Annotated in this window: 25 protein-coding genes and 3 pseudogenes; 15 read left to right on the top strand and 13 right to left on the bottom strand. The window is 59.4% G+C overall.

The annotated features are described in order from the left end of the window. Positions 1–202: 202 nt before the first annotated feature. Entirely contained in the window at positions 203–532 is a 330-nt protein-coding gene (locus Q8O29_RS04120; protein ID WP_305560792.1) for a hypothetical protein, read from the bottom strand. 465 nt (positions 533–997) lie between these two features. Here Q8O29_RS04120 and minC point away from each other — a divergent pair, with 465 nt between their 5' ends. The 3 genes from minC to minE are packed head-to-tail and all read left to right on the top strand — an operon-like array spanning position 998 to position 2,888. Continuing rightward, positions 998–1,759, top strand: coding sequence for a septum site-determining protein MinC (gene minC, locus Q8O29_RS04115; protein WP_305560791.1), 762 nt, complete (start codon positions 998–1,000; stop codon positions 1,757–1,759). A gap of 44 nt (positions 1,760–1,803) precedes the next feature. Next, positions 1,804–2,619 carry a septum site-determining protein MinD gene (gene minD / locus Q8O29_RS04110; protein ID WP_305560790.1) on the top strand — a complete coding sequence of 272 codons (816 nt, stop codon included), beginning with the start codon at positions 1,804–1,806 and terminating at the stop codon, positions 2,617–2,619. A 5-nt stretch (positions 2,620–2,624) separates the two neighbouring features. Next, positions 2,625–2,888 (top strand): cell division topological specificity factor MinE, encoded by a 264-nt coding sequence (gene minE / locus Q8O29_RS04105; RefSeq protein WP_305560789.1) that lies wholly within the window; start codon positions 2,625–2,627, stop codon positions 2,886–2,888. Positions 2,889–2,893: 5 nt separating this feature from the next. On the opposite strand, the gene Q8O29_RS04100 is transcribed toward minE, so the two are convergent. Further along, entirely contained in the window at positions 2,894–3,301 is a 408-nt protein-coding gene (locus tag Q8O29_RS04100; RefSeq protein WP_305560788.1) for a PIN domain-containing protein, read from the bottom strand. Further along, positions 3,298–3,552 carry an AbrB/MazE/SpoVT family DNA-binding domain-containing protein gene (locus Q8O29_RS04095; RefSeq protein WP_305560787.1) on the bottom strand — a complete coding sequence of 85 codons (255 nt, stop codon included), beginning with the start codon at positions 3,550–3,552 and terminating at the stop codon, positions 3,298–3,300. Before Q8O29_RS04095 ends, Q8O29_RS04100 begins: the two co-directional genes overlap by 4 nt. A 97-nt stretch (positions 3,553–3,649) precedes the next feature. Here Q8O29_RS04095 and Q8O29_RS04090 point away from each other — a divergent pair, with 97 nt between their 5' ends. Beyond that, on the top strand, positions 3,650–4,480 hold the full coding sequence (locus tag Q8O29_RS04090; protein ID WP_305560786.1) for an alpha/beta hydrolase: 831 nt from the start codon (positions 3,650–3,652) through the stop codon (positions 4,478–4,480). Between the two features lie 6 nt (positions 4,481–4,486). Here the strand turns inward: Q8O29_RS04090 and Q8O29_RS04085 are convergent, their stop codons facing one another. Further along, positions 4,487–5,065, bottom strand: a complete 579-nt coding sequence (locus tag Q8O29_RS04085) for an NnrU family protein (RefSeq protein WP_305560785.1) — start codon at positions 5,063–5,065, stop codon at positions 4,487–4,489. A gap of 270 nt (positions 5,066–5,335) precedes the next feature. Between Q8O29_RS04085 and Q8O29_RS04080 the strand changes: the two genes are divergently transcribed. Beyond that, the gene (locus tag Q8O29_RS04080; RefSeq protein WP_305560784.1) at positions 5,336–5,731 is read left to right on the top strand and encodes a response regulator; all 396 of its coding nucleotides are present in this window, start codon (positions 5,336–5,338) and stop codon (positions 5,729–5,731) included. A 96-nt stretch (positions 5,732–5,827) separates the two neighbouring features. On the opposite strand, the gene Q8O29_RS04075 is transcribed toward Q8O29_RS04080, so the two are convergent. Next, positions 5,828–6,244: a VOC family protein gene (locus tag Q8O29_RS04075; RefSeq protein ID WP_305560783.1), complete on the bottom strand. Its 417-nt coding sequence runs from the start codon at positions 6,242–6,244 to the stop codon at positions 5,828–5,830. Between the two features lie 149 nt (positions 6,245–6,393). On the opposite strand from Q8O29_RS04075, the gene Q8O29_RS04070 reads away from it, so the two are divergent. The 9 genes and pseudogenes from Q8O29_RS04070 (at position 6,394) to Q8O29_RS04030 (ending at position 16,988) form a co-directional block, all read left to right on the top strand. Beyond that, entirely contained in the window at positions 6,394–7,527 is a 1,134-nt protein-coding gene (locus Q8O29_RS04070; RefSeq protein WP_305560782.1) for a DSD1 family PLP-dependent enzyme, read from the top strand. A gap of 25 nt (positions 7,528–7,552) precedes the next feature. Continuing rightward, positions 7,553–7,892 (top strand): annotated as a pseudogene (locus Q8O29_RS04065) (RidA family protein). Positions 7,893–8,145: 253 nt separating this feature from the next. Then, positions 8,146–8,781 carry an HNH endonuclease gene (locus Q8O29_RS04060; RefSeq protein WP_305560781.1) on the top strand — a complete coding sequence of 212 codons (636 nt, stop codon included), beginning with the start codon at positions 8,146–8,148 and terminating at the stop codon, positions 8,779–8,781. A 123-nt stretch (positions 8,782–8,904) separates the two neighbouring features. Beyond that, positions 8,905–11,370 (top strand): EcoAI/FtnUII family type I restriction enzme subunit R, encoded by a 2,466-nt coding sequence (gene hsdR / locus Q8O29_RS04055; protein WP_305560780.1) that lies wholly within the window; start codon positions 8,905–8,907, stop codon positions 11,368–11,370. 70 nt (positions 11,371–11,440) lie between these two features. Continuing rightward, on the top strand, positions 11,441–12,913 hold the full coding sequence (locus Q8O29_RS04050) for a class I SAM-dependent DNA methyltransferase (protein ID WP_305560779.1): 1,473 nt from the start codon (positions 11,441–11,443) through the stop codon (positions 12,911–12,913). Between the two features lie 114 nt (positions 12,914–13,027). Then, the gene (locus Q8O29_RS04045; protein WP_305560778.1) at positions 13,028–13,426 is read left to right on the top strand and encodes a type II toxin-antitoxin system MqsA family antitoxin; all 399 of its coding nucleotides are present in this window, start codon (positions 13,028–13,030) and stop codon (positions 13,424–13,426) included. A 137-nt stretch (positions 13,427–13,563) separates the two neighbouring features. Next, entirely contained in the window at positions 13,564–15,243 is a 1,680-nt protein-coding gene (locus Q8O29_RS04040; RefSeq protein WP_305560777.1) for a restriction endonuclease subunit S, read from the top strand. 6 nt (positions 15,244–15,249) lie between these two features. Then, a pseudogene (locus tag Q8O29_RS04035) lies at positions 15,250–15,930 on the top strand (DUF4433 domain-containing protein). A 2-nt stretch (positions 15,931–15,932) separates the two neighbouring features. Continuing rightward, entirely contained in the window at positions 15,933–16,988 is a 1,056-nt protein-coding gene (locus Q8O29_RS04030; RefSeq protein ID WP_305560776.1) for a macro domain-containing protein, read from the top strand. Positions 16,989–17,167: 179 nt separating this feature from the next. On the opposite strand, the pseudogene Q8O29_RS04025 reads toward Q8O29_RS04030, so the two are convergent. The 8 genes and pseudogenes from Q8O29_RS04025 to dnaA form a co-directional block, all read right to left on the bottom strand. Then, positions 17,168–17,785: pseudogene (locus Q8O29_RS04025) on the bottom strand (PolC-type DNA polymerase III). Between the two features lie 90 nt (positions 17,786–17,875). Next, positions 17,876–18,172, bottom strand: coding sequence for a type II toxin-antitoxin system RelE/ParE family toxin (locus tag Q8O29_RS04020; RefSeq protein ID WP_305560775.1), 297 nt, complete (start codon positions 18,170–18,172; stop codon positions 17,876–17,878). Then, on the bottom strand, positions 18,169–18,609 hold the full coding sequence (locus tag Q8O29_RS04015; protein WP_305560774.1) for a hypothetical protein: 441 nt from the start codon (positions 18,607–18,609) through the stop codon (positions 18,169–18,171). Before Q8O29_RS04015 ends, Q8O29_RS04020 begins: the two co-directional genes overlap by 4 nt. A gap of 85 nt (positions 18,610–18,694) precedes the next feature. Further along, positions 18,695–19,861 carry an ATP-binding protein gene (locus Q8O29_RS04010; RefSeq protein WP_305560773.1) on the bottom strand — a complete coding sequence of 389 codons (1,167 nt, stop codon included), beginning with the start codon at positions 19,859–19,861 and terminating at the stop codon, positions 18,695–18,697. Between the two features lie 124 nt (positions 19,862–19,985). Further along, complete coding sequence (locus Q8O29_RS04005) at positions 19,986–20,438, bottom strand: hypothetical protein (protein WP_305560772.1); 453 nt, start codon at positions 20,436–20,438, stop codon at positions 19,986–19,988. Between the two features lie 151 nt (positions 20,439–20,589). Next, a complete protein-coding gene (gene gyrB / locus Q8O29_RS04000) occupies positions 20,590–23,217 on the bottom strand; it encodes a DNA topoisomerase (ATP-hydrolyzing) subunit B (RefSeq protein ID WP_305560771.1) in 2,628 nt (875 codons plus the stop codon). Positions 23,218–23,310: 93 nt separating this feature from the next. After that, complete coding sequence (dnaN, locus tag Q8O29_RS03995; protein WP_305560770.1) at positions 23,311–24,417, bottom strand: DNA polymerase III subunit beta; 1,107 nt, start codon at positions 24,415–24,417, stop codon at positions 23,311–23,313. 270 nt (positions 24,418–24,687) lie between these two features. Next, the gene (dnaA, locus tag Q8O29_RS03990) at positions 24,688–26,082 is read right to left on the bottom strand and encodes a chromosomal replication initiator protein DnaA (protein WP_305560769.1); all 1,395 of its coding nucleotides are present in this window, start codon (positions 26,080–26,082) and stop codon (positions 24,688–24,690) included. 342 nt (positions 26,083–26,424) lie between these two features. On the opposite strand from dnaA, the gene rpmH reads away from it, so the two are divergent. Continuing rightward, positions 26,425–26,559: a 50S ribosomal protein L34 gene (gene rpmH, locus Q8O29_RS03985; protein ID WP_007862708.1), complete on the top strand. Its 135-nt coding sequence runs from the start codon at positions 26,425–26,427 to the stop codon at positions 26,557–26,559. Positions 26,560–26,590 lie beyond the last annotated feature (31 nt).

Raw genomic sequence — 26,590 nt, 5'->3', positions numbered from 1 at the left:
TGCAGGCGGCAAGGTGACGCGTGGGCTGACTGGCGGTTGCGGTGCGGCAGGCAGTCCCTCCCGAAAAGCCGGGTTACGGTTGATGCGCGGCTCCGGCACCAGCGCGCCGCCCTGGGCTGCTGCAAAGCTGCTGATCAAGCAAAGCAGCAAAGGCAGGGATAGGGCGGTCACGCGCATGCGCTGCCGAGCGCCAGCGCAATCCTCAGTTGACACGTTTTGTCGGCGCATCTGTGTGCAGCGGTTTTTGGCTGTTGGGCTGCAGGCTGGGGCTCATTTCAGGCCGCTGCTCCGAACGCAGTTCCGGCTTGAGCTCATCGGACTTCATGCGGGGTTTCAGCTCGGGCCGGATGCGAGGTTTGAGGTCGGCGGGCAGCGGTGCACTGGCGCCCAGCAACGCAGGCTTGACGCCCATTTCGGGTGGGACCTGTGTCGCGTTGTCCGGCATGGTGCTGGGTTGCGCAAAAGCAATCCCTGCGGTGGCGAGCACGGCAATGGACAACACCGCAGAAAAACACCCTCTGTTTGTTTTCATCAAGTCTCCTTTCAACGCCATGAGCGGCGTTGTAACAGGCCAAGCACTGCGCTCTAACCCATGAAATCAATATAGGCCCCGACCGGCGTGGCCCTTTATCGGTAGCCGGCCCGCATCCCTGTAGGACGGGTCCGTGGCGCCTGCACTGGTCCCCCATTGACAGCAGCCATCAGGTTCACCCGCTTGGTGCAAAGCAAAACCAGCGACAGTTTTTGCTATTAAATTCATAGCTGTTGACGCTTATCCAGCATGGGCTAGAGGCTAATTTGTTCTGAAACTGCAAGCTCTCCCGGCCTTTAAGCCATCAGCACCATGAAACCGGCGGCTGTATTCGGCAACCGTTGCTGGCGTTTCATTCCCTCACAACTGCGACATATCGCACTGTTAAGATTCGAGCCTTTTCGGGCTACGCTTTCGGGCAACCGATACTTTCTTTTTCCGCGACGACGCGACGCCCCTTTGCCCATGATCGTTGCCCTCCCGGCCAGCTCCCCCGCCACTTTCGAAATCAAAAGCGCCAACCTGCCTCTGGTCGCGCTGCTGCTCAAGTCCCCCGACCTCGACGCGCTGTCACGCGACCTGGCGCTGCGTTTCGACGACATTCCCGACTTTTTTGACAACGACCCGCTCGTGGTCGAGTTATCGGCGCTGGCGCTGGACGAGCATGCCATCGACTTTGCGGCGCTGGTCGCGCTGTTGCGCAGCTACCGTGTGGCGCCTGTCGCCGTGCGCGGTGGCAACCTTGGGCAGATGAACGCCGCAGCCGCAGCCGGTCTGCTCGCCGCACCCGATGCGCGCATCACCGCCGCCAGGTCGCGGGCGCCCGAGGTCGCGCACGCACAGCCTGTTGCAACTGAAGCACCGATGGCCGCGCCCGCCGTGAGCGCCCTGGTTATTGATAAACCGTTGCGCTCGGGCCAGCAGGTCTACGCGCGCGGACGCGATCTGGTCGTGCTGGCCATGGTCAACGCCGGCGCTGAAGTGATTGCCGACGGCCACATTCATGTGTATGCACCCCTGCGCGGCAAGGCCATGGCCGGCGCGCGCGGCAATGCCGATGCACGCATCTTCTCGCTGTGTCTGGAGCCTGAACTGCTGTCGATTGCCGGCATTTACCGCACCAGCGACGTGCCCCTGCCCCAAGGTGTGTGGGGCAAGCCCACACAAGTGCGGCTGTTGCCCGGACCCGACGGCGACAAGCTCGTCATGACCCCTCTTTCTGTGTAAGGCCCCAGGCCTGCTCCCATTCAATTCAAAAGGACTTTTTACCCATGGCAAAAATCATCGTGGTCACCTCCGGCAAGGGCGGCGTGGGCAAAACCACCACCAGCGCCAGCTTTGCAACCGGTCTGGCAATGCGCGGCCACAAAACCGCCGTCATTGACTTCGACGTGGGCCTGCGCAACCTCGACCTGATCATGGGCTGCGAGCGCCGCGTGGTGTACGACCTGATCAACGTGATCCAGGGCGAAGCCAACCTGAACCAGGCGCTGATCAAGGACAAGCAGTGCGACAAGCTGTACGTGCTGGCCGCTTCGCAGACGCGCGACAAGGAAGCGCTGAGCAAGGAGGGCGTGGAGAAGGTGCTCAAAGACCTGTCCGACATGGACTTTGAATACATCGTCTGCGACTCGCCGGCCGGTATCGAAACCGGCGCGCTGATGGCCATGCATTTTGCCGACGAGGCGCTGGTCGTGACCAACCCTGAAGTCTCCTCAGTGCGCGACTCTGATCGCATTCTCGGCATGTTGTCGAGCAAGACCAAGCGCGGCATGGCAGGCGGCGAGCCGATCAAGGAACATCTGCTGATCACGCGCTACAACCCCAGCCGCGTGGACCAGGGCCAGATGCTCTCGCTGGAAGACATCAAGGACATCTTGCGTATCAAGCTGATCGGCGTGATCCCCGAGTCCGAGTCGGTGCTGCAGGCATCGAACCAGGGCGTGCCGGCCGTGCACATGGAGGGCAGCGATGTCTCCGAAGCCTACAAAGACGTGATCGCGCGTTTCCTTGGAGAGGAGAAGCCGCTGCGTTTTATCGATGCACCCAAGGTTGGTTTCTTCAAACGTGTGTTTGGAGGCAAATAAACACCATGGCTTCTTTCCTGTCCTTCCTGCTCGGCGAAAAGAAAAAAACCGCCAGCGTCGCCAAAGAGCGGCTGCAAATCATCCTGGCGCACGAGCGCTCAGGCCGCCACAGCCACGAGCCCGACTACCTGCCGGCACTACAGCGCGATTTGATTGCGGTGATATCGAAATACATCAAGATCAATCCCGACGACATCAAGGTCAACCTTGAGCGCCAGGACAACCTCGATGTGCTCGAAGTCAAGATCGAGCTGCCTGACGGCAAGTAAGCGCCCTATTCAAGCAGCGCCATGCCCGAAGCACGCACCGCTGCCTTGTCAAAAGTCAGCGTGTGTGTACAGCCTTCGCTGCTGGCCAGGTGTGCGATCAGTACATCGGCAAACCCGGCCTTGCTGCTTTTGCTGTCACTGAGCTGGCGCAACACCGCCTGAACCACCTCGCGCCGCTCAACGCGAAATGCAGCGGCGCCCAGGAGGTCGCCCACCGCCTGAACCAGCTCGGCCTGCGTGGCGCCATACAGCTTCTTCAGCACCCAGCAAAGCTCCACCAGCACCACCAAACTGATGAAGCCGGGCTTGGCCGCGCTGAGCTGCTTCTCAATCAGGCGTGTGGCCAGAGCGGCCTGCTTTGCATCGTCTTGTGCCAGATAACGCACCAGCACATTGGTATCAAGCCCGATCATCTGGATGGCCGGTTGCGCGCAACCGCCTGCGCCGCAATCGCCTCGTCCATGGCTGCAAGGCTGACCGGTTTTTTAGCACGCCCCGCAAAACGCCCCTTGAGCGACGTCACGTCCGCGTGCAGGGCCACCACCTTGAAGCCGTCTTTCACCGGCAAAAAATCCACTTTGCTCCCCGCGTGCAAGCCCAGTGCCGTGCGCACGGCAGCAGGCAATGTGATTTGTCCTTTGGACGTCAGTGTGGCAGCAGGCATGAAAAGCTCCTTACGATTGGTAAGGAATTATAGAAGAGCTGTACGCGCTTTGCCACACCCCCACCCGCAAGCCACAATCCGCCAACACCCTCAGGAGATGGCATTGACACACAAGCTCAATACATGGTTTCGCACCAGCCTTGCGGCTTGGCTGCTGGGCCTGTGGCTGGCCAGCCCCGCCGCACTGGCGCAAACCACGCAAAAGGTGGTGGACATCCCCACCCGGCCCGGTGTCACCCAACGTTTTGTTTTCATCACGCCGCCCAACCCCAAAGCGGCGGTCATTCTGCTGGCGGGCGGACACGGCGGCCTGCGGATTTTCAACAACGGCAGCTTGCAGTGGGGTGAGGGCAACTTTCTGGTGCGCACGCGCCAGCTATTTGCCGACGCGGGCCTGGCGGTTGCAATGATTGATGCGCCGTCCGACCGCCAGTCAGCGCCTTTTCTGAGCGGCTTTCGGCAAACGCCGGAACATACCGCCGACGTGCTGGCGGTGATCGCCTGGCTCAAGCAGCAGGCACCCGTGCCGGTGTGGCTGGTGGGCACCAGCCGCGGCACGCAATCGGCCGGCTACATCGCCACCGAGGCCAGCCCCGCGCAAGGTGGCCCCGACGGCGTGGTGCTGACCGCCTCCATACTGACCGACAGCGCCAGCCGCGCCGTGCCCCAAATGCCGCTTGAAAAGATCAGCGTGCCGGCGCTGGTGGTGCACCACACGCAAGACGCTTGCCGGGTCTGCCTGTTTGCCGACATGCCGCCGCTGATGGCCAGCCTGGAAAAAGCATCCAAAGCACCCAAAGCCGAACTGATGGCCTTCAGTGGCGGCCAGACGCAAGGCCCGCCCTGTGAAGCCATGGCCTATCACGGCTTCAATGGCCTGGAGGCCGAAGTCGTCGGCAAAATCAGCAGCTGGGTGCTGGCGCGGTAAACACGCTCAACCAATAGGCCTGACCCCAATCAGCGCCCCATGCGCCCAGAAAGCAAACACCGCCCAGCCCGCAACACCCACCAGCAGCGCGGTCACGGTGCCGGCCGTGGTGCCCGGCGCATACACCGTGCCAGCCACCCGGTCCCGCGCCCGCGCTGCGCGAAAGCTCAGCGCCGCCCAGACCAGAAAAGAGCCAAATAGCACCATGTGCGCCAGGTTGCCATTGGCCAGCAGGTGCGCCAGCGCCCACACCTTGACGGCCAGCACCATGGGGTGGTGCAAGCGCGCCTTGATGGCGTTACGCGGCACGTAGGTGGCAGCCAGCAACACAAAGGCAATCAGGGTCAAGAGCGAGGCCAGGTGCCGCATGCCGCGCGGCGGCATCCACAACTGCACCGGCTGCTGGCGCGCCAGGCCAAAGCCCCAGACGATCAGCACAAAGCCGGCGATGGACAGCAAGGCATAAACCGCCTTCCACGGCATCTCGCCGAAGCGGCCCACCATGGCGCTGCGCCAGCCGTCTGCAGCTATGCGTGTGGAATGCACGCCCAGAAAAAGCACCAGCCCCAGCAACAGCATGACCATGGCTTACCCCTTGTAAATAAGCGCAATTATGGCGTGACATGTTGCCGCGCGGCAGAGCTTCGCTCGCTATCTAATTGATAGCTGCTTGCGCAATACCGGTGTGGGCCAGACCCGTATTTGCCGGTGTTTTCCGGGCCGGTGGCAGCGCCCTGGCGCCAGACACCAACGGCGCGGCATTCCGGCTCCTGCGGCGCGCAGCAATGCGCCGGACAGGTTTATCGCGCCTCCTTTGTGTAGACTCAAGACCATCATCCCCGACCCCCGATCCCGATGCGCCTGAGAATTTACCTGGTCGAAGACAGCCCCGTCATTCGCGCCGCACTGTCCGAATCACTTGAAGAGCTGGTCGGCGCCCGTGTGGTGGACTGCGCCAGCACCGAAGACGAAGCCTGCCGCTGGCTGGCCGAGCACCCGGAAGACTGGGACCTGGCCGTGATTGACCTGTTCCTGCTGCAGGGCAGCGGCCTGAACGTCGTGAAAAGCTGCAGCAACCGCGCCCTGCGGCAAAAAGTGGTGGTCCTCACCGGTTACGCCACCCCCGCCATGCGCCAGCGCTGCCTGGCCGGCGGCGCCGACGCCGTTTTTGACAAAGCCACCGAAATCGACGAGTTCACCACCTACGCGCTGAACGAAGTCGAACGCGTCATGGGCGAAACCCGCTATTGATTCAGGAGCTGCTTGCGCACGTCCAGCAAGGGCTGGCGGCCTATTTGTCTTGTGGACTCGGGCAAAACGCTCCAACGCCGCCCAAAGCGCGCCTTCTCAGGCCGCAGCCCCCTGGACAAAACACATGGCTTCTATCTTGTGGCCGTCCAGGTCCCGCACAAAAGCGGCGTAATAGGTCGGCGTGTACTGCGGCCGCAAGCCCGGCGGGCCATCACACTGCGCACCCAGCGCCAGCGCCTTGGCATGAAAGGCATCGACCTCGGCCGGCGAGTTGGCCAGAAAGCTCAAGTGCGAGCCATTGCCCGCCGCCGCCCGGCCACCGTCATGCGGCCGCCCGACCCAGAACTCCGGAAAGGCCCGGCCATAAGCGGCTGACTCGCCATGCTCCATCACCCGCGGGATCTGTAGCGTGGCCAGCACCGCATCGTAAAAGGCCCGGGCGCGCGGAAAATCATTGGTGCCTATCGACACATGCGACATCACGCTGGGGGGCAAGGGGGATGTATCCGTCATGAAAACCTCCGGTGTGCGCACAGTTTGAAAAACCGCAGCCTAACAAGCCGCGCCCGGATTGACAAGCGCCATATGCACATCCAGACGCTGGCCCGCAGGGCGGGCAAAATCTGCTGCATCAACCGCCCAGCCAGACCACAATGGATGCCATGCACCTCCAAGACCTCAACACCCCCGCCGCGCTGGTGGACACCGCCCGCATGCAGCGCAACATCGCGCGCATGCAGCAACGCATGGGCAGCCTGGGCGTGGCTTTTCGCCCGCATGTCAAAACCACCAAATGTGTCGCCATCGCCCAGGCGCAGATTACGGCCGGCGCGCGCGGCATCACGGTATCCACCCTGAAAGAGGCCGAGCAGTTTTTTGCCGCCGGCATCAAAGACATCCTGTACGCCGTCGGCATGTCCCCGCCCAAGCTCAAACAGGCCGCCGCACTGATCGCCCAGGGTTGCGCGCTGAAAATCATTGCCGACAGCGCTGCCTCTGCCGCCGCCATCGTGGCTTACGCGCGCCAGCACGGCGTGCCGTTTGAAGTGTGGATAGAAATCGACACCGACGGCCACCGATCCGGCGTGCAGCCCCAGGGCGACGAGCTGATCACCATAGGTCAGTTGCTGCACCAGGGCGGCCCCGCCACCCTGGGCGGCGTCATGACGCACGCCGGCTCCAGCTACGACCTGAACACGCCCGAGGCCCTGCAGGCTATGGCCGAGCAAGAGCGCAGCCTGTGTGTGCTGGCGGCAGAACGCCTGCGCGCCGCCGGCCTGCGATGCCCCGTCGTCAGCGTCGGCTCCACACCCACAGCGCTGTCGGCCCAACAGCTGCAGGGCGTGACCGAGGTGCGCGCCGGCGTGTATGTGTTTTTTGATTTGGTCATGGCCAATGTGGGCGTGTGTTCGCTAGAGGACGTAGCCCTGAGCGTGCTGACCACCGTGATTGGCCACCAAAGCGACAAAGGCTGGGCGATTGTGGACGCCGGCTGGATGGCCATGAGCCGCGACCGCGGCACGCAAAAGCAGACGCGCGACTACGGCTACGGCCAGCTCTGCGACGCCAATGGCCAGCGCATCGAAGGCTACACCCTGACCGGCGCCAACCAGGAGCACGGCATCGTCAGCCGCAGCGGCGAAGCCGATCAAAACATCGCCCAGCACTTCCCCGTCGGCACCCAGCTACGCGTGTTGCCCAACCACGCCTGCGCCACCGGCGCCCAGTTCCCTGAGTACCACGCCGTCAACGGCCAAGAGGTCGGCGCCACCTGGCCGCGCTTTTATGGCTGGTAACGGCTGGTAGCGGCTGTAATTTGTCATGACGATCAAGCGCATCAACCCCGATACCATGGCCCCACCCGGCGGCCACTACAGCCACGCCGTCGTCTTCATCTCAGGCCAGTTTTGAAGACCAGGCCAAACAAGTACTTGCCAACGTGCAAGCCGCGCTGGAGGCGGTCGGCAGCAGCGTGGCCTAGCTGGTGCAGGTGCGGGTGTACGTGACAGACATTGCGCAGTGGCCAGCGTTTAACCACATCTACCAACAATGGGCAGGCGCCGCGCCGCCAGCGCGGGCGGTGGTGCCTGTGCCGCTGTTGCACTACGGATTTTTGATTGAGGTGGAGGCGGTGGGGGTGGTTGAGTTGCTACCAAAATAGTAGCTGCTTGCGCATGTGCGGAAAGGGCTGACGGCCGATTCCGTTGCTTAATCTACGGAAACAAGCTGCTCTCGCTGTGTGGTTGGCAAAACACCAAAGGACGGAGATGAGTACACCGGTTACATGGACTAGGCAACACACGCTTGCTGCATTTCATCTCTACACGTTGTTGCCCTTCGGAAGACTGCACAGGCGCGCTCCCGAAATTCAGCAGCTTGCCCAATGGGAGGGTCGCACACCTGACTCCCTCGCCATGAAGCTGGGTAATTTTGCAAGCCTTGATCCTCAAATCGTCGCGAGCGGGCGTGCGGGACTCAGCGGTGCGACCAATCAGGACAGAGAGCTATGGGCTACGCTGCAACAAGATTGGGACGCTGTAGCTACCGAAGCCGCCGAAGCGTATGCCGCGCTCGCACTCAGCAACGGCGTGCAGGCAGACCAAGAGCTTCTGCAAGACGAGCCGGAAGAGTTTGCCGAAGGTCGAACTCGGAACGCTGTGGTGCAAGTGCGGGTAAATCAGGCTCGTTTTAGAAAATCAGTCTTGACAAGCTACAACGCAACCTGTTGTATCAGTGGTCTACAACACGAGAAGTTGGTTATCGCCAGTCATATCGTCCCGTGGAGCGAAGACGCCAAGAACCGTCTGAACCCCCAAAACGGCCTTTGCCTTTCGGCCCTACACGACCGAGCCTACGACCAAGGCTTGATTACCGTGATGCCTGACTACACGGTGCGTATCTCCCCCGCACTCAAGACGGGGCCAATCGATGCGTTCCTTCAATCTAGCTTGATAGATTGCGACTCCAAGCGCATCCGTTTGCCCGAGCGCTTCTTGCCAGACCCCGCTTTCCTGGCAGCGCATGCTCGCCATTTCAGGTTTATGCCCTGATCAACGTGCGCCGCGTAAGTACCAGAGGCGTAAAGGGGTTTCGGATGGCAGAATCGACCGCAACTGACTCCTGATATGCCGAATAGGGGTTCTGACAACAAATCAGGGGGAGCCCCCGGCCGCATGGACAAAAAATCGCTTTCCGAAAGCGACATCAGCGATAAGTACATTCGACCGGCCATCGTCAACGCCGGATGGCACACGCTCGATCAGATCTATGCGCAATATCCTCTGCGTGCCGGGCGCGTCGTGGTGCGCGGGAAAACCGCCAAGCGCGACCAGTCCACGGTGTTGTTTGCAGACTTTGTCGTTTTTCTCAAGCCGAACATTCCGCTGGCTGTCATCGAAGCCAAAAAATCTCGCCTCTCGGTACAGGCGGGCATGCAGCAGGCCATCAAGTACGCAGAGCTTCTCGACGTGCCCTTCAGCTTTGCCAGCAATGGCGACGGTTTTGTGTTCCGCGACGCCACACTGGCCTCGGGCGTGTTGGAGCAAAACCTGACGCTGGATCAGTTTCCGTCGCCCCAGGAGCTGTGGTCACGCTACTGCGCCTGGAAGGGCTGGACGCCGGAAGTGCAACGCGTGACAGGGTTTGACTATGCGCCTGCCAAGTCCCCTCGCTATTACCAGCTCAATGCCATCAACCGCACGGTAGAGGCCATCGCTACTGGGCAAAACCGCGTGCTGCTGGTCATGGCGACGGGTACCGGCAAAACGTACACCGCGTTCCAGATCATTCACAGGCTCTGGAAGTCGCCTTGGCGCTCTGACAAACCCAGCGGCCAAAAGCGCATCCTGTTTCTGGCCGACCGCAACATCCTGATTGACCAAACCATGGTCAATGACTTTCGCCCCTTCAAGGGCGCCATGGCCAAACTCAGCCCCAATGCCAAAGGTATTGAGCGGGTGGACGAGCAAGGCAAGGGGACGGTCGAAGACGTCGAGCTGGCCGTCAACAAAACCACCAAACTGGTGGACAAGAGCTACGAGATATACCTCTCGCTCTACCAGGCCGTAAGCGGCACCGAGGAAGAGCAGAACATCTACAAGCAGTTCAGCCCGGACTTTTTCGATTTGATCGTGGTGGACGAGTGCCACCGCGGCAGCGCCGACGAAGACTCGGCGTGGCGTGAAATCCTCACCTACTTTGCCAGTGCCACCCAGGTCGGTCTGACCGCCACACCCAAGGAAACCAAAGACATTTCCAACAGTGATTACTTTGGCGCACCCCTCTACACGTACAGCCTCAAGCAAGGCATTGAAGACGGCTACTTGGCGCCCTACAAAGTCATTCGCGTCGATTTGGACAAAGACGCCTTTGGCTGGCGCCCCACGGCAGGCATGACGGACAAACACGGCACCCTGATTGAGGACCGTATCTACACCGGCGCCGACATGAACCGCAAGCTGGTGCTGGAGAAACGCGACGAGGCCGTGGCGGCCAAAATTACTGAATACCTCAAAGCCACCGACCGCTACGCGAAAACCATCGTGTTTTGCGAAGACATAGACCACGCCGCCCGCATGCGCCAGGCGCTGTCCAACGCCAATGCCGACATCTGCGCCAGCAACCCCAAATACGTGGTGCAGATCACTGGTGACAACCCCGAAGGCAAGCGTGAGCTGGACAACTTCATCGACCCCGAAAAGCCCTACCCAGTCATCGCCACCACCTCCAAGCTGATGAGCACCGGCGTGGACGCGCAAACCTGCAAGCTCATCGTGCTGGACCAGAACATCAAGTCCATGACGCTGTTCAAGCAGATCATTGGCCGTGGCACCCGCTTGCGCGAGGATTTGGGCAAAACCTGGTTCACCATCCTCGACTTCAAGCGCGCCACCGAACTGTTTGCCGACAAGGACTTTGACGGCGAACCGGTACAGATTTACGAGCCCAAGGCCGGCCAACCTATCGCGCCGCCAGACGCGCCTCCTGGTACGCCGGGCGAAACGAGGCCCGCCGACCTGCCGCCATTGGGGCCCTTCGCCCCCGGCGGCGACGAACCCAAAAAGTACGTCGTCGGCGCCATGGTCACCGTCGCCGTGGCCCGGGAGCGTGTGCAATATCTCAACGCGCAGGGTCAGCTGATCACCGAAAGCCTGCGCGACTACACCCGCATCAACCTCACCAAACATTACGACTCGCTCGACAAGTTTCTGCAAGCCTGGAACGACGCCGACCGCAAGGCCGCTTTGCTGCAAGAGCTGGAGGGCCAGGGTGTGCTGATCGAAGCGTTGGCCGAAGAACTGGCCCACAGTGGCCTGACAAACCTCGACCCCTTTGACTTGCTGCTGTACGTCGCCTACAACATGCCCCCGCTGACGCGGCGCGAGCGCGCCAGCCGCGTCAAGAAGCGCAACGTCTTCACCCAATACGGCCCCGTGGCCCGCAAAGTCATCGACGCGCTGCTGGACAAATACGCCGACGAAGGCATTGCCACAATCGAAGCCGACACGGTGTTCAACGTGCAGCCCTTCACCGACATTGGCCGCCCCTTTGAGATCATCAAAAGCTTTGGCGGTCGCCCCCAGTACCTGAATGCTCTGCAAACCCTGGAACGCGAGTTGTACTCGACAAGCGCTACGTAATTGATAGCTGCTTGCGCATATTCCACATGGGCTAGCGCCCCATTCTGTTCATAAAACTCTAGCAAACTGCATGTCCAACCTTTCCAGCGTCATCAAATCCATTCAGGACGTGATGCGCCAAGACAGCGGCGTCGATGGCGACGCCCAACGCATCTCCCAACTCACCTGGCTCTTGTTCCTCAAAGTGTTTGACGCACTGGAAGAAGAAATGGAGCTCACCCGCGACAGCTACACCAGCCCCATCCCCGAGGCCCTGCGCTGGCGCAACTGGGCGGCCAACGCGGAAGGCATCACAGGCGACACCTTGCTGGCCTTTGTCAACAACGAGCTGTTCACCGCGCTGAAGAACCTGCGCGGCGATGCCCAGCGCAACCCGCGCGGCTTTGTGGTGCGCGGCGTGTTTGAAGACGCCTACAACTACATGAAAAGCGGCCACCTGCTGCGCCAGGTCATCAACAAGCTCAACGCCATCGACTTCAACCGCCAAGCCGAGCGCCACCAGTTCAACGACCTGTACGAGAAAATTCTCAAAGACCTGCAAAGCGCCGGCAACGCGGGCGAGTTTTACACCCCGCGCGCCGTCACCCAGTTCATGGTGGACATGGTCAATCCCCGCTTGGGCGAAAAGGTGCTAGACCCGGCCACCGGCACTGGCGGCTTTCTGGTCTGCGCCATTGAGCACATGCGCAAGCAAGTCAACAACACCGAGCAAGAGGCAGTACTGCAAGCCTGCATTGGCGGTGTGGAAAAAAAGCAATTGCCCCACATGCTGTGCGTCACCAACCTCATGCTCCACGGCATCGAGGTGCCCAGCCAGGTGGTGCACGGCAACACCCTGGCCCGCCCGCTGCGTGACTACACCCCTTCCGAGCGGGTGGACGTGGTGCTCACCAACCCGCCCTTTGGCGGCGTGGAAGAACCGGGCATTGAGCAGGGCTACCCCAGCGACGTGCGCACCAAGGAAACGGCAGACCTGTTTCTGGTCCTCATCAAACACATCCTCAAAGCCCACGGCCGCGCCGCGCTGGTCTTGCCCGACGGCACCCTGTTTGGCGAAGGCGTCAAAACCCGCATCAAAGAGCAACTGCTGAATGAGTGCAACCTGCACACCATAGTCCGCCTACCCAACGGCGTGTTTGCGCCCTACACCGGCATCAAGACCAACCTGCTGTTCTTCACCAAGGGCACGCCGACCAAAGACGTTTGGTACTACGAACATCCCTACCCGCCGGGCGTAAAAAACTACAACAAGACCAAGCCCATCCGCATCGAAGAATTCGACGCCGAGAAAGCCTGGTGGGGCACCGAGGCCGACGGCTTTGCAGGGCGCGTGGAAAACGAACGTGCTTGGAAAGTCAGCATCGACCAGATCAAGGCTGCGGGCTACAACCTCGATCAGAAGAATCCCCACGCGGTGGACGCGGTGAGCCACGACCCCGAGCAACTGCTGGCCGACTACGCGCGGCTGCAAGGCGAGGCCCAGGTCCTGCGCGATGAGCTGAAGGGAATATTGGCGAAGTCCTTGGGTGATTTGAAAAAATAACCAAGTAGGTTAATAATCATGAAAAAATCAAGACCGCATTGCAAGGTGCTGCGGTGTATTTGAAATTGACCGTTGTTGACGATGTGCTGATCGTTTCCTTCAAGGAGCTATGACATGAAATGCCCCGTATGCGGCGCCGCCGAACTCATCCACGACACCCGTGACCTGCCCTACACCTACAAAGGCGAAACCACGACCATTCCCGCAGTCACCGGCGACCATTGCCCCGCGTGCAGCGAGGTCATTCTCGACCGAGAGCACGGCGACCGCTACAGCGAATGGATCGGTGTGTTTCAACGCCAGGTCAACGCCGCCTTTGTCGCCCCAGGTTTCATCACCGACATCCGAAAAAAGCTAGACCTGGACCAGCGCGAAGCTGCCGAAATCTTTGGCGGCGGCGTCAACGCCTTCTCGCGTTACGAGACCGGTAAAACCAAGCCCCCGCTGGCGCTGGTGAAACTGCTCAAAGTGCTGGACCGCCACCCGGAACTGCTCGCCGAGGTGCGGGCGTAACAAGCGACCTTCCAGCGCGGACACCAGGCAGGGGTCCTGCCCCAGGCCAAGTTCAATTTGCCACACAGCGTGGCAAATTGAGTTTTTGCGCTACTTTTATATGCCAAATTGGCCTCTGGCCCACGTAGAACCTGCGCATGTTGCTATCAAATTTGAACTTATTGGCCACCGCCCCCGGCGGCGTGGCCCGCCTGCGTGAGCTGATTTTGACGCTGGCGGTACAAGGCAAGCTGGTGCCGCAAGACCCGAAGGATGAGTCCGCGAGTGAGCTGCTGAAGAAGATTCGGGCGGAGAAAGACCGGCTGATTGCCCACGGGAAGATCAAGCGCGACAAGCCGTTGGCGGAGATTGCGGCGGAGGAGAAGCCGTTTGGGTTGCCGCGCGGGTGGGAGTGGGTGCGTTTGCCGGAAGTTACCCACAACCTCGGACAAGGCGCACCAGCCGAGAGATTTACCTACATTGATGTTGCCGCGATTGACAACGAAGGAGGCTTTGTTAAAGACGCAGCCGAGATAGTCGAGGCCGTCGATGCACCATCACGAGCTAGAAAGAATGTAGCCGTCGGCACCGTTTTGTATTCAACCGTCCGCCCGTACCTTAAGAATATTGCGGTCGTCGAAAAGGACTACGAACCCAAGGCCATCGCAAGCACTGCCTTTGCGATCATGCATCCTCATGGCGGGCTGCATTCAAAGTATCTGCTGCACTACTTGAGGAGCGCCATATTCACTGACTTTGTGTCGAGCAAGGCTGTAGGCGTTGCGTACCCAGCCATCAATGATGCAAATTTTTTTGAAGGCGTTGTTGCCCTCCCTCCAACGAAAGAACAAACCCGCATCGTCACCCGCGTCGAAGAACTCATGCGCCTGTGCGACGCCCTCGAAGCCAAAGGCCAGCTCGAAGCCACGCAGCACGACCAGCTCGTCAGCACCTTGCTGGGCGCCCTCACGGAGAGCGAAACGCCAGGGCAACTGACCGACAACTGGCACCGCATCGCCACCCACTTCGACCTGCTGCTAGACCGCCCCGAAGCCGTAGACGCCTTGGAGCAAACCATCCTCCAACTCGCAGTGCGCGGCCTGCTCGTCCCCCAAGACCCGCAAGACCAACCCGCCAGCGAACTCCTCAAGAAAATCCGCCTTGAGAAAGACAAGTTGATCGCCGAGGGCAAGATCAAACGCGACAAACCCCTGCCGCCGATTGCGGAGGATGAGCAGCCGTTTGCGTTGCCGCGGGGTTGGAGTTGGGCGCGATTCCCCGAGCTTGGTGACTTTGGTCGAGGCAAGTCCAAGCACAGACCACGCAACGATCCCTCCCTGTTCAATCCACCGAAATACCCGCTCATTCAAACGGGAGAGGTTTCGCGCGCCAAGGGCATTGTTCAGGAGGTGCACTCGTACTACAGCGACATTGGTCTCGCGCAGAGTCTAATGTGGCCGAAGGGCACGCTATGCATCACGATCGCAGCCAATATTGCGGAGTCTGCTGTCCTCGGATTCGACAGTTGCTTCCCGGACAGCGTCGTAGGATTTGTGCCTGCGACTGCTATGGGCAATGTCGAGTATTTTTTGCTGTTCGTGGAAACCGCGAGAGCTGACTTGCTTGCATTCGCTCCTGCTACTGCTCAGAAAAACATCAACCTCGAAATTCTTAGTTCGTTACTCATCCCGGTGCCGCCACTGAACGAATTAACCCGCATCGTGACCCGCGTAGCCTCCCTGCGCCGCCTATGCGCCGACCTGCGCCAGCGCCTGACCGCCAGCCAATCCACCCAAGCCAATCTGGCCGAGGCACTGGTAGAGTCCATTGCTAGCTAAGGTGTTATGCCAGTTCCCAACCCCGTCCGCTTGTTCCACATCACGGCCATTGCCAACTTGGCTGCCATTTGTCAGGCCCGGGCGTTGCTGTCCAAAAACCGCAGTGCGGCGGTCGGTGTGGGGTATCAGAATATCGCCCACGGTGGGGCGCAGAACGTGCGGGCGACAAAACCCCTGCCCAACCCACCGGGCGGCGCCGTGCATGACTTTGTGCCGTTCTACTTTGCTCCGCGCTCCCCCATGCTTTCGGCCATTCACGCTGGCAAAGTGGCGGGCTGCACTTTGGCGCAGGAGGATGTCGTTCACTTGGAAACCACCGTGGAGCGTGTAACGGCGCACGGCGAGCCCTTTGTGTTCTATGACCGCAATGCCACGCTGGCATATAGCAAGGCCTACACAGATTTGGCGCAGCTGGAAGTAGTGGCCTGAGACTTGTTAACAGAGACTCCCCGCCTGGACGGGTTTTGCAAGTACTTTCAAAATCGCCATCAGGAAGAACGTTACGTGGATCGCATGGAGCGGCGCATGGCGGAGTTTCTAGTGCATGACCGCGTGCCATTGCCGCAATTCATTCGTATTGGTGTGTGCACGCAAGCCATGGCATCCCAGGTTCAGTCCATTCTTGACGCGGCAGGAGTACCATTGCAGGCTGAAGTGAAAACCGACTGGTACTTTCTGGGCCAGTGACCATGACCATACACCTTACCCACGGCGATTTGTTGAAACAGGACGATGTTGACGCCATAGTCAACACGGTGAACTGCGTCGGCGTCATGGGCAAGGGCATTGCCCTGCAGTTCAAGAACAAGTGGCCTGACAATTTCACTGCCTACTACGCTGCTTGCAAAGCTGGCGAGGTGCGCCCCGGCAAGATGATGGTGTTTGACGCGGGCGCCTACGCGCAACCCCACTTCATCATCAACTTCCCGACCAAAGACCATTGGCGTGGTAACTCCAAGCTTTCATTTATCCAGGACGGCTTGCAAGATTTGGTTGCACAAGTGCGCGCGCTTGATATCCGCTCAATCGCCATTCCGCCTTTGGGTTGCGGCAATGGGGGTTTGGATTGGCAAGATGTGAAGCCTTTAATCGAGGCTGCTTTTACAACCTTGCCCGACGTGGATGTGCGTCTGTTTGAGCCAGGAGATGCGCCCGCCGCCAAGAACATGATGGTGCGTACCGTTCGTCCCAAAATGACGCTTGGCCGAGCCGCAATCCTCAAGTCCATTGATACCTACCGCGACTTGAATTACGGCTTGACCAAGATTGAGGTGCAGAAGCTGGGCTACTTCTTGCAAGCCGCAGGCCAAGACCTGGGTTTGCAGTTTGAAAAGCATCTGTACGGTCCATACTCTGAGCAACTGCGCCATGCACTGAATCGCATGGAAGGCCACTTCATTGTCGGCATGGGCGATGGCTCGGTCGATTCAGAAATTGAGCCCGCACCCGATGCATTGCTAGAGGCTGATGCGTTTCTTGCAGCCAGTGGAGATGCAGCAATCAACGCCCGTATATCTCGTTTACAAACATTGATTGATGGTTTTCAATCACCTTACGGCATGGAACTGTTGGCAACGGTTCATTGGGTTGCGGTGAACGAACCAGGTATTGCTTCGCCTGGTGAAGCGTTGCAAGCAATCGGAAAATGGAACCCGCGCAAAAAGCGTTTGATGAAAGCAGAACACATTAGTACTGCCTGGGAACGCTTGGAAAATACCGGTTGGTTCTTGTCTAAAGCGCATTGAATTAAACAAGAGCCCCCGCACGTCATCTCGGTATCAAACGTCGATATTCGCAGCCCGCAGCATTCGTCTCAATAAACTCGCGCCGCGGCTCCACCTCATCACCCACCAGCACCGTGAACACGGGATCGGCCTCGATAGTTCCATCGACTTGGGCTTTCTTTCCGCTGCGCATAGACCCCTCACACACTGGCGTACTTCGCCATCAATGCAGGAATAGCGGGTTTCGCGCAGCGCTGCAGGTTCATCAACAAGGCGTGGTCGGGCTTGCCCACGCGGTGCCGGGTACGCAGGTCATGCTGGATTTGCCCTAGCAACGCCGCCGCCATTTCCGCATCCGCCAGCGCCAGCGCCAGGTGGGCACGGCCAGCGCAGGACAGGTGGTGCTAGTCCACCAGCACGCCCAGCTTGTGGCTGGATGCCTGGGGGTATAGCCTTCTGGAAACAAGCATGGTGCAGGCAAAGGGCTGCGCCGCTGCTGCGCCGGCACGCGCCAGCTCGGCCTGCCAGAACCTGCGGTCAAACGAAGCGTTGTGCGCCACCATGGGCGTGTTGCCCACAAAGCGGCTGGCAGCCAGCATGACCGTGGCGGCATCGGGCGCGGTGGCCACCATCGCGTTGCTGATGCCGGTGAGGCTGGTGATGAAGGCGGGAATGTGCACGCCCGCGTTCATCAGGCTCTGGAAGCGGTCGACCACGCAGCCATTTTCAACCAGCACGATGGCCACCTCAGTAGCGCGGTCGCCCATGGCGGGCGACAGGCCGGTGGTTTCAAAGTCGATGACGGCGACCAAGGTCATGCCAGGTCGCCTGGCAGCATGGCCTTCATGCGGTAACTCTGGCGTGACCGCACGCCACAGCGCTCGCGCTTCACCCGGCAATGGCCAAGCTTACGGAAACTGTCTGGCCACATGCACGACAGCCCGGACGATCACGGTGCAACTGCTTTCGTCCTGGTCGAAGTAAACGATGTAGTTTTGGTGGGCTACCAGCTCATGTGCCCCCGCGACCCGCGTGCTTGGCCGACGCGGAAAATTGGCGTCGACCAAACCTTCCACTTGATCGTCTATCCATATCCACATATCGACCGCCGCACTGGCATTGTCCCGGGCAATCCAGGCTTCAATGGCATCCAGGTCTTCGAGGTATTCAGGCCGACGCACGATGCGCCAGAACGTGCAACTCATGTGGCCTGCGCGGCCTTGCGTTCAACCAGCTTCGCAGCCCTGATACGCTGCCATTCCTCATCGGTGACCGGCGGTCGCGGATCGTCGCGACTGGTCTGGACCTTGGCGCGTACCCAGCGGTCGTATTCTGCGGCGCGGGTCAACGCAGCCGCCCGGTCGGGCCGGGTACGGCGCCCTGGCGCCGCCTGCTCAGGGTGCCAGCGCTCCAGCCGGTCCAGCACAATGCGCCGCACGCCGACCTTGTGCAGCACTTTCATCGCGCTGTCCACCGTGCCAAAAAGCCGAAGTTCTGTTTTTCGCGCCTGAACCAGCATGGCATCGCCATTGCGCGTGATGACCTTCACCGCAAATTGAGCGCCCTGCGGTTCAATTTCTACCGACTGAACCGCGCCGTGCTCAAACGCGGCTAGAAATTGAGACTGGGTCAGGTTTTGCATTTCTGGTGCCTTGATAACATTATTCTTACCGATTTTATATGTTATTTTTACGTCATAGTGTCAATTGAGAAATCCACAAGCCCGATTAGGCGGGCAAATCGTGCTCCAGCACAGCCCAAAGAGGCACGGCCTCCATGCCGTCCGCCAGCTTGTACCGATGCAGCCCCGGGTACACCACATACAACGCGTCCAGCTTCAGGTCATTCATGGCAATGCGCATGCTGGGGGTCACTCGCGGTGCATCGGCACGTTTGAATTCAACACCCACGCGCTGATGGCCTTTGAACATCAGCAGGTCAAGTTCGGCGCCCTGATGGGTGGCCCAGAAATAGGCCTGATCCGGTTGCGCAATGCGCAGTACCTGCTCCAGCGCAAAACCTTCCCAGCTGGCCCCGCTTTGGGGATGCGCCAACAGGTCCGGGAGGGTCTTCACACCCATCAGCGCGTGAAGCAGGCCTGTGTCGCGAAAGTAGATTTTCGGCGCCTTGACCTGGCGCTTGCCCAGGTTCTCGTGCCAGGGTTGTAGCTGACGGACCATCAAGGTCTGCGTCAGAGTGTCCAGATACCGGCGGATCGTGGGCTCAGAAACACCCATCGACTGTGCCGACGGGGCGGCTGACCAGATCTGCCCGTGGTAATGCGCCAGCATCGTCCAGAAGCGCAACATGGCGGGCGCCGCAATATTGATCCCGAACTGGGGCATGTCTACCCGCACATGATCGGACACCGCATGAGCACGCCAAACCATGCTGTCTTCATCATTTGCCGCAAGATACGCTCGGGGAAAACCTCCGCGCAGCCATAAACGGCCTGCGGCTTCTTCGCTATAGGCGCCCTCGTGAGCGCTGATCTCCTGAAGGTCAAAGCCGCCAATATTCACGGTTTCCACCCGCCCCAGCAACGACTCGCCGGCTTGCCGCAGAAAGGCGGGCGAGGCACTGCCTAGAAGCAAATACTGGCCGGGCGTATCGGTGCGATCCATGAGCACCCGCAACAGCGGAAACAACCCGGGACTGAGCTGAACCTCATCGATCACAACCAGGCCCCTCAATGCTTCGAGTACCTGTGCGGGTTGCTCAAGCAGCCGGGCATGCGGCGGATATTCCAGATCGAAGTAATTGGGCGACTGCCGGCCCAGAAACTTCTGGGCCAGTGTGCTTTTGCCGGATTGCCGCGGTCCGCTGAGTACAACGCCGCGAGAACGGCCTAACGCTGTGCGAATGGAAAGCTCGAGGGTTGTACGGCCTAGCATCGGCAAATACTAGCACGAAACTGCAAATTACCATGAAATTCGAATATCAAGTATTCGAATTTCATGGTCTTTTTTGGTTGCCTCGACGTGCGCGCCAATCAGCCCGCTACATCCTGGTTTCTCGCTACGACTGCTTCTTCAGGCCTTCAAGCGCTTCCAGGTCCGCCAGATCCTTGTAACGACCCACAGCTCTCTTGTTGATCTTGAAGTCGTCCAGCGAAATGAAACCAAGCTCAACGCCATCAACTACAACCGTCAAGCGGCGCTGGTAACAATCCACGAAGTCAACACCGTCAATGCTGGTCAACAAGTCAATGCGGGCCGGTGGGTAGCCCATCTGAATGACGTTGTTGGTTGTGGTCAGGTCTGCTTTGCCGATGCCAAGGCTTCCGAAGCCAAACTGGCCCAGTGCCACCAGTACCCTGTCTGCATTGCCTGAGTCCGTCCCGATCCAGAAGTCCAGATCGCCCGTGTACCGGGGGTGGCCATAGGCAGCCAACGCATAACCGCACACCACCAGATATTCAACCTTGTTTGAGTTGAGAAATGCGACAAACTCTTTGAATCCGGAAGTCAATAGAAGTGAGTCCTGAGTTGTGCTGAAGACGCAAGGCCTCCAATACATCGATTCGCGCCTGAACGGGTTGAGCGAGCCACCAGGCCAAGTCTGCGGGCTCCTGGGTTGCATGCAACAGGGTGCGCTTCACAGTGCGTTGCATGGCAACTCCTTACACATCAATATTCGCAGCCCGCAGCGCATTCGTCTCAATAAACTCGCGCCTCGGCTCCACCTCATCACCCATCAGCATCGTGAAGACGTGATCGGCTTCAATCGCGTCGTCGATCTGTACGCGCAGCAGGCGGCGCACGGTCGGGTCCATGGTGGTTTCCCATAGCTGGGCCGGGTTCATCTCGCCCAGGCCTTTGTAGCGCTGGCGGGCGGTGGCGCCTTCGGCCTGGGTGATCAGCCAGGCCATGGCCTGGCGGAAGGTCTCGACCTTGTCTTCTTTCTGGCGCTCGCCTTCGCCGCGCATCACGCGTGAGCCTTCGCTCATCAGGCCCTTGAAGGTGGCGGCCGCTTCGGCCAGGGCCGCGTAGTCGGCGCCGTGCACAAAGTCTTGCGTGAGCACGCTGCTTTTCACGTTGCCGTGGTGGCGGCGGCTGATGCGCAAAATCGGTTTGTCGTTGCGGGCGTCAAACTCGCCCGCCACTTCGGCCGTCGACAAATGGGCCTGCAGCGCGGCGGCTGAACGTTCGGCGTCTTCCACCGTGTCCAGGTTCAGGGCCACGCCGTCGGCAATCGCCTTCAGTGCCTCAGCGTCCATGTAGCCGCGCAGGCGGTTGATGACGGACTCTGCCAGCTGGTGTTTGCGCGCCAGTTCGGCCAGGGTGTCGCCGGTCAGCAGTGTGCCTTTACCTGTTGATGGATCGGCGCCGGTTTGCACAGATGCATCTTTCAGCGCAATCTTCAGCAGGAAGCTGTCGAGGGCCGGGCCGTCTTTGAGGTACTGCTCTTCCTTGCCCGACTTGACCTTGTACAGCGGTGGCTGCGCAATGTAGATGTGGCCGCGCTCCACCAGCTCAGGCATCTGGCGGTAAAAGAAGGTCAGCAGCAGGGTGCGGATGTGCGCGCCGTCCACGTCGGCGTCGGTCATGATGATGATGCGGTGGTAACGCAGCTTGGCGACGTTGAAGTCGTCATTGCCGGTGGTGCCACCCGCCTTGCCGATGCCGGTGCCCAGGGCGGTGATCAAGGTCAAAATTTCGTTGCTGGTCAATAACTTTTCATAACGCGCTTTTTCGACGTTCAGAATTTTGCCGCGCAGCGGCAGAATCGCCTGAAACTTGCGGTCCCGGCCCTGCTTGGCAGAACCACCGGCAGAGTCGCCCTCGACGATGTATATCTCGCACAGCGCCGGGTCCTTCTCCTGGCAGTCGGCCAGCTTGCCGGGCAGGCCCATGCCGTCCAGCACACCTTTGCGGCGCGTCATGTCGCGCGCCTTGCGGGCCGCCTCACGCGCACGCGCGGCTTCAATGATCTTGCCGACGATGATCTTGGCGTCGTTGGGCCGCTCCTGCAGGTAGTCGGTCAGCAGTTTGCTGACGATGTCTTCCACCGGGCCACGCACCTCGCTGCTGACCAGTTTGTCCTTGGTCTGGCTGGAGAACTTGGGCTCTGGCACCTTGACTGACAGCACGCAGGTCAGGCCTTCACGCATGTCATCGCCGGTGACCTCAACCTTGGCTTTCTTGGCGATTTCACTGTCGTCGATGTATTTGTTGATGACCCGTGTCATCGCGGCGCGCAGGCCGGTCAGGTGCGTGCCACCGTCGCGCTGCGGAATGTTGTTGGTGAAACACAGCACCTGCTCGTTGTAGCCGCTGTTCCACTGCATGGCAACTTCCACACCAATGTTGGTGTTCTGGTCGCTCTGGCGGTCGCCCATGGCGTGGAACACATTCGGGTGCAAAACCGTCTTGCCCTTGTTGATGAAGTTGACAAAACCCGTCACGCCACCGGCGCCGGCAAAGTCGTCTTCCTTGCCGCTGCGTTCGTCTTTCAGGCGGATCTTCACGCCGTTGTTCAAAAAGCTCAGCTCGCGCAGGCGCTTGCTCAAAATTTCGTAATGGAAGTCGTTGTTCTGCTGAAAGATGTCGGTGTCGGGCAGAAAGTGCACCTCGGTGCCGCGTTTGTCGGTATCACCCAGCACCTGCATGGGTGACACATCCACGCCGCCCACCTGTTCAACAATGCGGTTTTGCACAAACCCTTTGGAAAACTCCATCACGTGGACCTTGCCTTCACGCCGGATAGTCAGGCGCAGCATTTTGGACAGCGCATTCACGCAGCTCACACCCACGCCGTGCAGGCCGCCTGATACCTTGTAGCTGTTCTGGTTGAACTTGCCGCCCGCATGTAGCTCGGTCAGCGCAATCTCGGCCGCAGAGCGTTTGGGCTCATGTTTGTCGTCCATCTTGATGCCGGTCGGGATGCCCCGGCCGTTGTCCACCACGCTGATGGAGTTGTCCAGGTGGATGGTGACCATGATGTCGTCGCAATGGCCGGCCAGCGATTCATCAATCGAGTTGTCGACCACCTCAAACACCAGGTGGTGCAAGCCGGTACCGTCAGATGTGTCGCCGATGTACATGCCAGGGCGCTTGCGCACCGCCTCCAGGCCTTCCAGGATCTGGATCGAACCCTCCCCATAACCCTCAGACGCGCCTGCCTGGTTAGAGTCGATCTTGGGCTGGAAATTGGAGCTTCCCTCAGCACCTTCACCCGAATGAACACCTTCGCCTACAGCGCTTGGTTCAACAGGAGTGGCTTCGCTGGCTTTATTTTCTTGCGTCATAACTACGTTTTCTCAATCTCTTCAATGACCGAACCCGCTTTGGAAAGCGGGTTCGGTGAGGTGGCAGTGTGTTTTTTTGTACTGTAGATACGCTTAAATCCGCATCGGCATCACGACGTATTTAAAGGCCGCATCGTCGGGAATGGTCAGCAGCGCCGAACTGTTGGAGTCGGCCAACTCGATCTTCACCATGTCCTGCTGCATATTCATCAAGGCATCGATCAGGTAGGTTACGTTGAAACCGATTTCAATCGCATCACCCGCGTAGTCGATGTCAAGCTCGTCCACCGCTTCTTCCTGCTCGGCATTGTTGGACGCCACACGCAGGATGCCGGGCTCGATGTTCAGGCGCACACCCTTGAACTTCTCACTGGTCAAAATGGCGGTGCGCTGCAACGATGCCAGCAGCGGTACGCGGCCCAGGGTAATGATGTTTTTGTGGTTTTTGGGGATCACGCGGTTGTAGTCGGGGAATTTACCCTCGACCAGCTTGGTCACAAACTCCATGCCTTCGAAGCTGAACTTGGCCTGGTTGCTGGCAAACTGCATCTCGATCGCGCCTTCTTTGTCGCTGAGCAGTCGCTGCATCTCCAGCACTGTCTTGCGCGGTAGGATCACTTCCTGGCGCGGTACTTCAACATCCAGCGTGGCCGACGAAAACGCCAGGCGGTGACCGTCGGTGGCCACCAGGCTCAGCTGTTTGCCCTCCGCCACAAACAAAATGCCGTTGAGGTAATAGCGAATGTCGTGCACCGCCATCGCAAACGAGACCTGGTTCAGCAGCTCTTTGAGCACTTTTTGCGGCACCGAGAAGCTGGGGCCAAAGTTGGCGGCTTCCTGCACCAGGGGAAAGTCTTCGGCCGGCAGGGTTTGCAGCGTGAAGCGGCTTTTGCCACCCTTGAGGATCAGCTTGCTCTGCGCCGACTCCAGTGAAACCGTCTGGTCGCTGGGCATGGAGCGCAGGATGTCGATGAGCTTGCGCGCTCCCACAGTGGTGGTGAAGTTGCCAGTGTCGCCATCCAGCTCGGCGGTGGTGCGGATCTGGATTTCAAGGTCGCTGGTGGTCAGCTGCAACTGCGCGCCTGTTTTGCGAATCAGCACGTTGGCCAGGATAGGCAGCGTGTGCCTGCGCTCCACAATGCCGGCAACCGATTGCAGAACCGATAAAACTTTATCCTGAGTGGCTTTGAGAACAATCACTGTCTTAACCTCTTATTTCTTTAATTCAAATTAGTAGTAGTAGATAAGGGCAGCACGTTTCTGTGGACAGCCCTATTTTCTTCTTTTTGATCAACTACTTGGCGCTTGTTTAACCTTGTGGTCAGACATCCCCCCAACCCTGCTGCCAAATATGAACAACTTTCAGAAATCCACCTGCCCTGTGGATAAGTGATGGGTTGTTCAAAACTTGTCCCCATAGTTGTCAGACTGGCTTGCAACTGGGGAAAAGAGACTGAAAAAGTAGTCACTTCAGCCTTTCAGGGTTTGTTCCAGCACATGTAATTGCTGGTTGAGCTCGGTCATTTGCTGGCGCTCGGCAGACATCTTGCGCACCGCGTGAAGCACGGTGGTGTGGTCACGGCCGCCAAACAGCTCACCGATCTCGGGCAGGCTCTTCTGGGTCAGCTCCTTGGCCAGGTACATGGCAATCTGGCGCGGCCGGGCAATGCTGGCCGGCCGCTTCTTTGAATACATGTCGGCGACCTTGATCTTGTAATAGTCGGCAACGGTCTTCTGGATGTTTTCAACCGAGATCTGGCGGTTCTGGATGGACAGCAGGTCGCGCAGCGCCTCACGTGCCAGCTGAATGGAGATTTCTTTCAGGTTGAAGCGTGAGTAAGCCAGGATTTTGCGCAGCGCACCTTCGAGCTCACGCACATTGGAGCGTACGTTTTTGGCAACAAAAAATGCCACCTCCTCGGGCATGACGGCGCTTTCGGCCTCGGCCTTGCGGATCAAAATGGCCACGCGCATCTCCAGCTCGGGCGGCTCGATGGCCACCGTCAGGCCGGAATCAAAACGCGAGACCAGACGCTCGTGGATGTCGGTCAGGCCTTTGGGATAGGTGTCGCTGGTCATCACAATGTGTGATTTTTTGGTTAGCAAGGCCTCAAAGGCGTTAAAGAACTCTTCCTGCGTGCGGTCTTTGTTGGCCAGGAACTGCACATCGTCAATCAGCAGCAAATCCAGCGAATGGTAGCGCTCCTTGAACTCGTCAAAAGTCTTGCGCTGATAGGCTTTAACCACATCCGAGACAAATTGCTCGGCATGGATGTAGAGAACTTTGCAGGCCGGGTTGTCGGCCAGCAGCTTGTTGCCGATGGCGTGCATCAAATGGGTTTTGCCCAGCCCGACGCCGCCATAGATAAAAAGCGGGTTGTACAACTGCCCCAGGCTGCTGGACACATGCATGGCCGCAGCTCGGCCCATGCGGTTGGCCGTGCCCTCAATCAGGGTGTCAAAAGTCAGCGCGGTGTTCAGCCGGTTTTTGAAAGGGGCGCCAGCCACGTCGTCGGGCACACCCAGTGCAGCCGGCTCAGCCACGCCGTTACCCTCAAAGCTGCGGGTCAAAGGTGCAGAACGGACGGGGGCTTCACGCTGAGCGAGCGCTAACTCAAGGTGAACGCCGTGGCCGGAGATTTTTTCCAGCAGGGCAGAAATGCGGCCTGCGTACTGAGCCCGAATCCAGTCCAGCTTGAAACGGTTGGCAACCTGGATGGTGACTTTGGACAGGTCGGCGGCGACCTCTGCAACCAGCGGACGAATCCAGGTGTTGAACTGCTGCTCGGGCAGCTCCTGGGCGAGGTGGTCGACGCAGCTTTGCCACAGGTCCTGGCTGGAACTGAGAACAGAGGCCTCACGCATACGGGGTTTTGGCTGGACAGTCACAGCTGCCGGCAGGCTTGTGCTTGTGCTTGTGGATATTATTAATTTTTGGCACCCGTTATTGTAGCCGCGCCGCCTAGTTATCCACAAAAATATTCGTCCGGGTTTTAACCTAGTGCAGCACCCCGGCCGGGGCCTGCCATCTCAGGCTTTACCGCCAATACAGGGCCTAACTTGTTTACCACACTTGCGAAATCTGCGATAATCATAGGTTTCCCTGACTCGTCGCGGGTTTGCAAGTTGTGCGGGCGCTTATTTTTAGCCGCCGAACCACGCATTGCGGATTTTGCACAGGGAGCTTTGTAGCCCGTAGGACCCATTATGAAACGCACATACCAACCCTCCAAAGTCAAACGCGCACGCACGCACGGCTTTTTGACACGCATGAAAACCCGCGGCGGCCGCGCAGTGATTGCTGCCCGTCGCGCCAAAGGCCGCAAGCGCCTGGCTGTATAAGCCTGCTTCCGGTTGCCGGTTGCTTTCGCGC

Origin of the sequence: Polaromonas sp., assembly GCF_030689685.1 — a bacterium.
Classification (GTDB): Bacteria; Pseudomonadota; Gammaproteobacteria; order Burkholderiales; family Burkholderiaceae_C; genus Polaromonas.
Note: the sequence above shows the minus strand (reverse complement) of the source record. Positions and strands in the feature narration are given on the sequence as shown.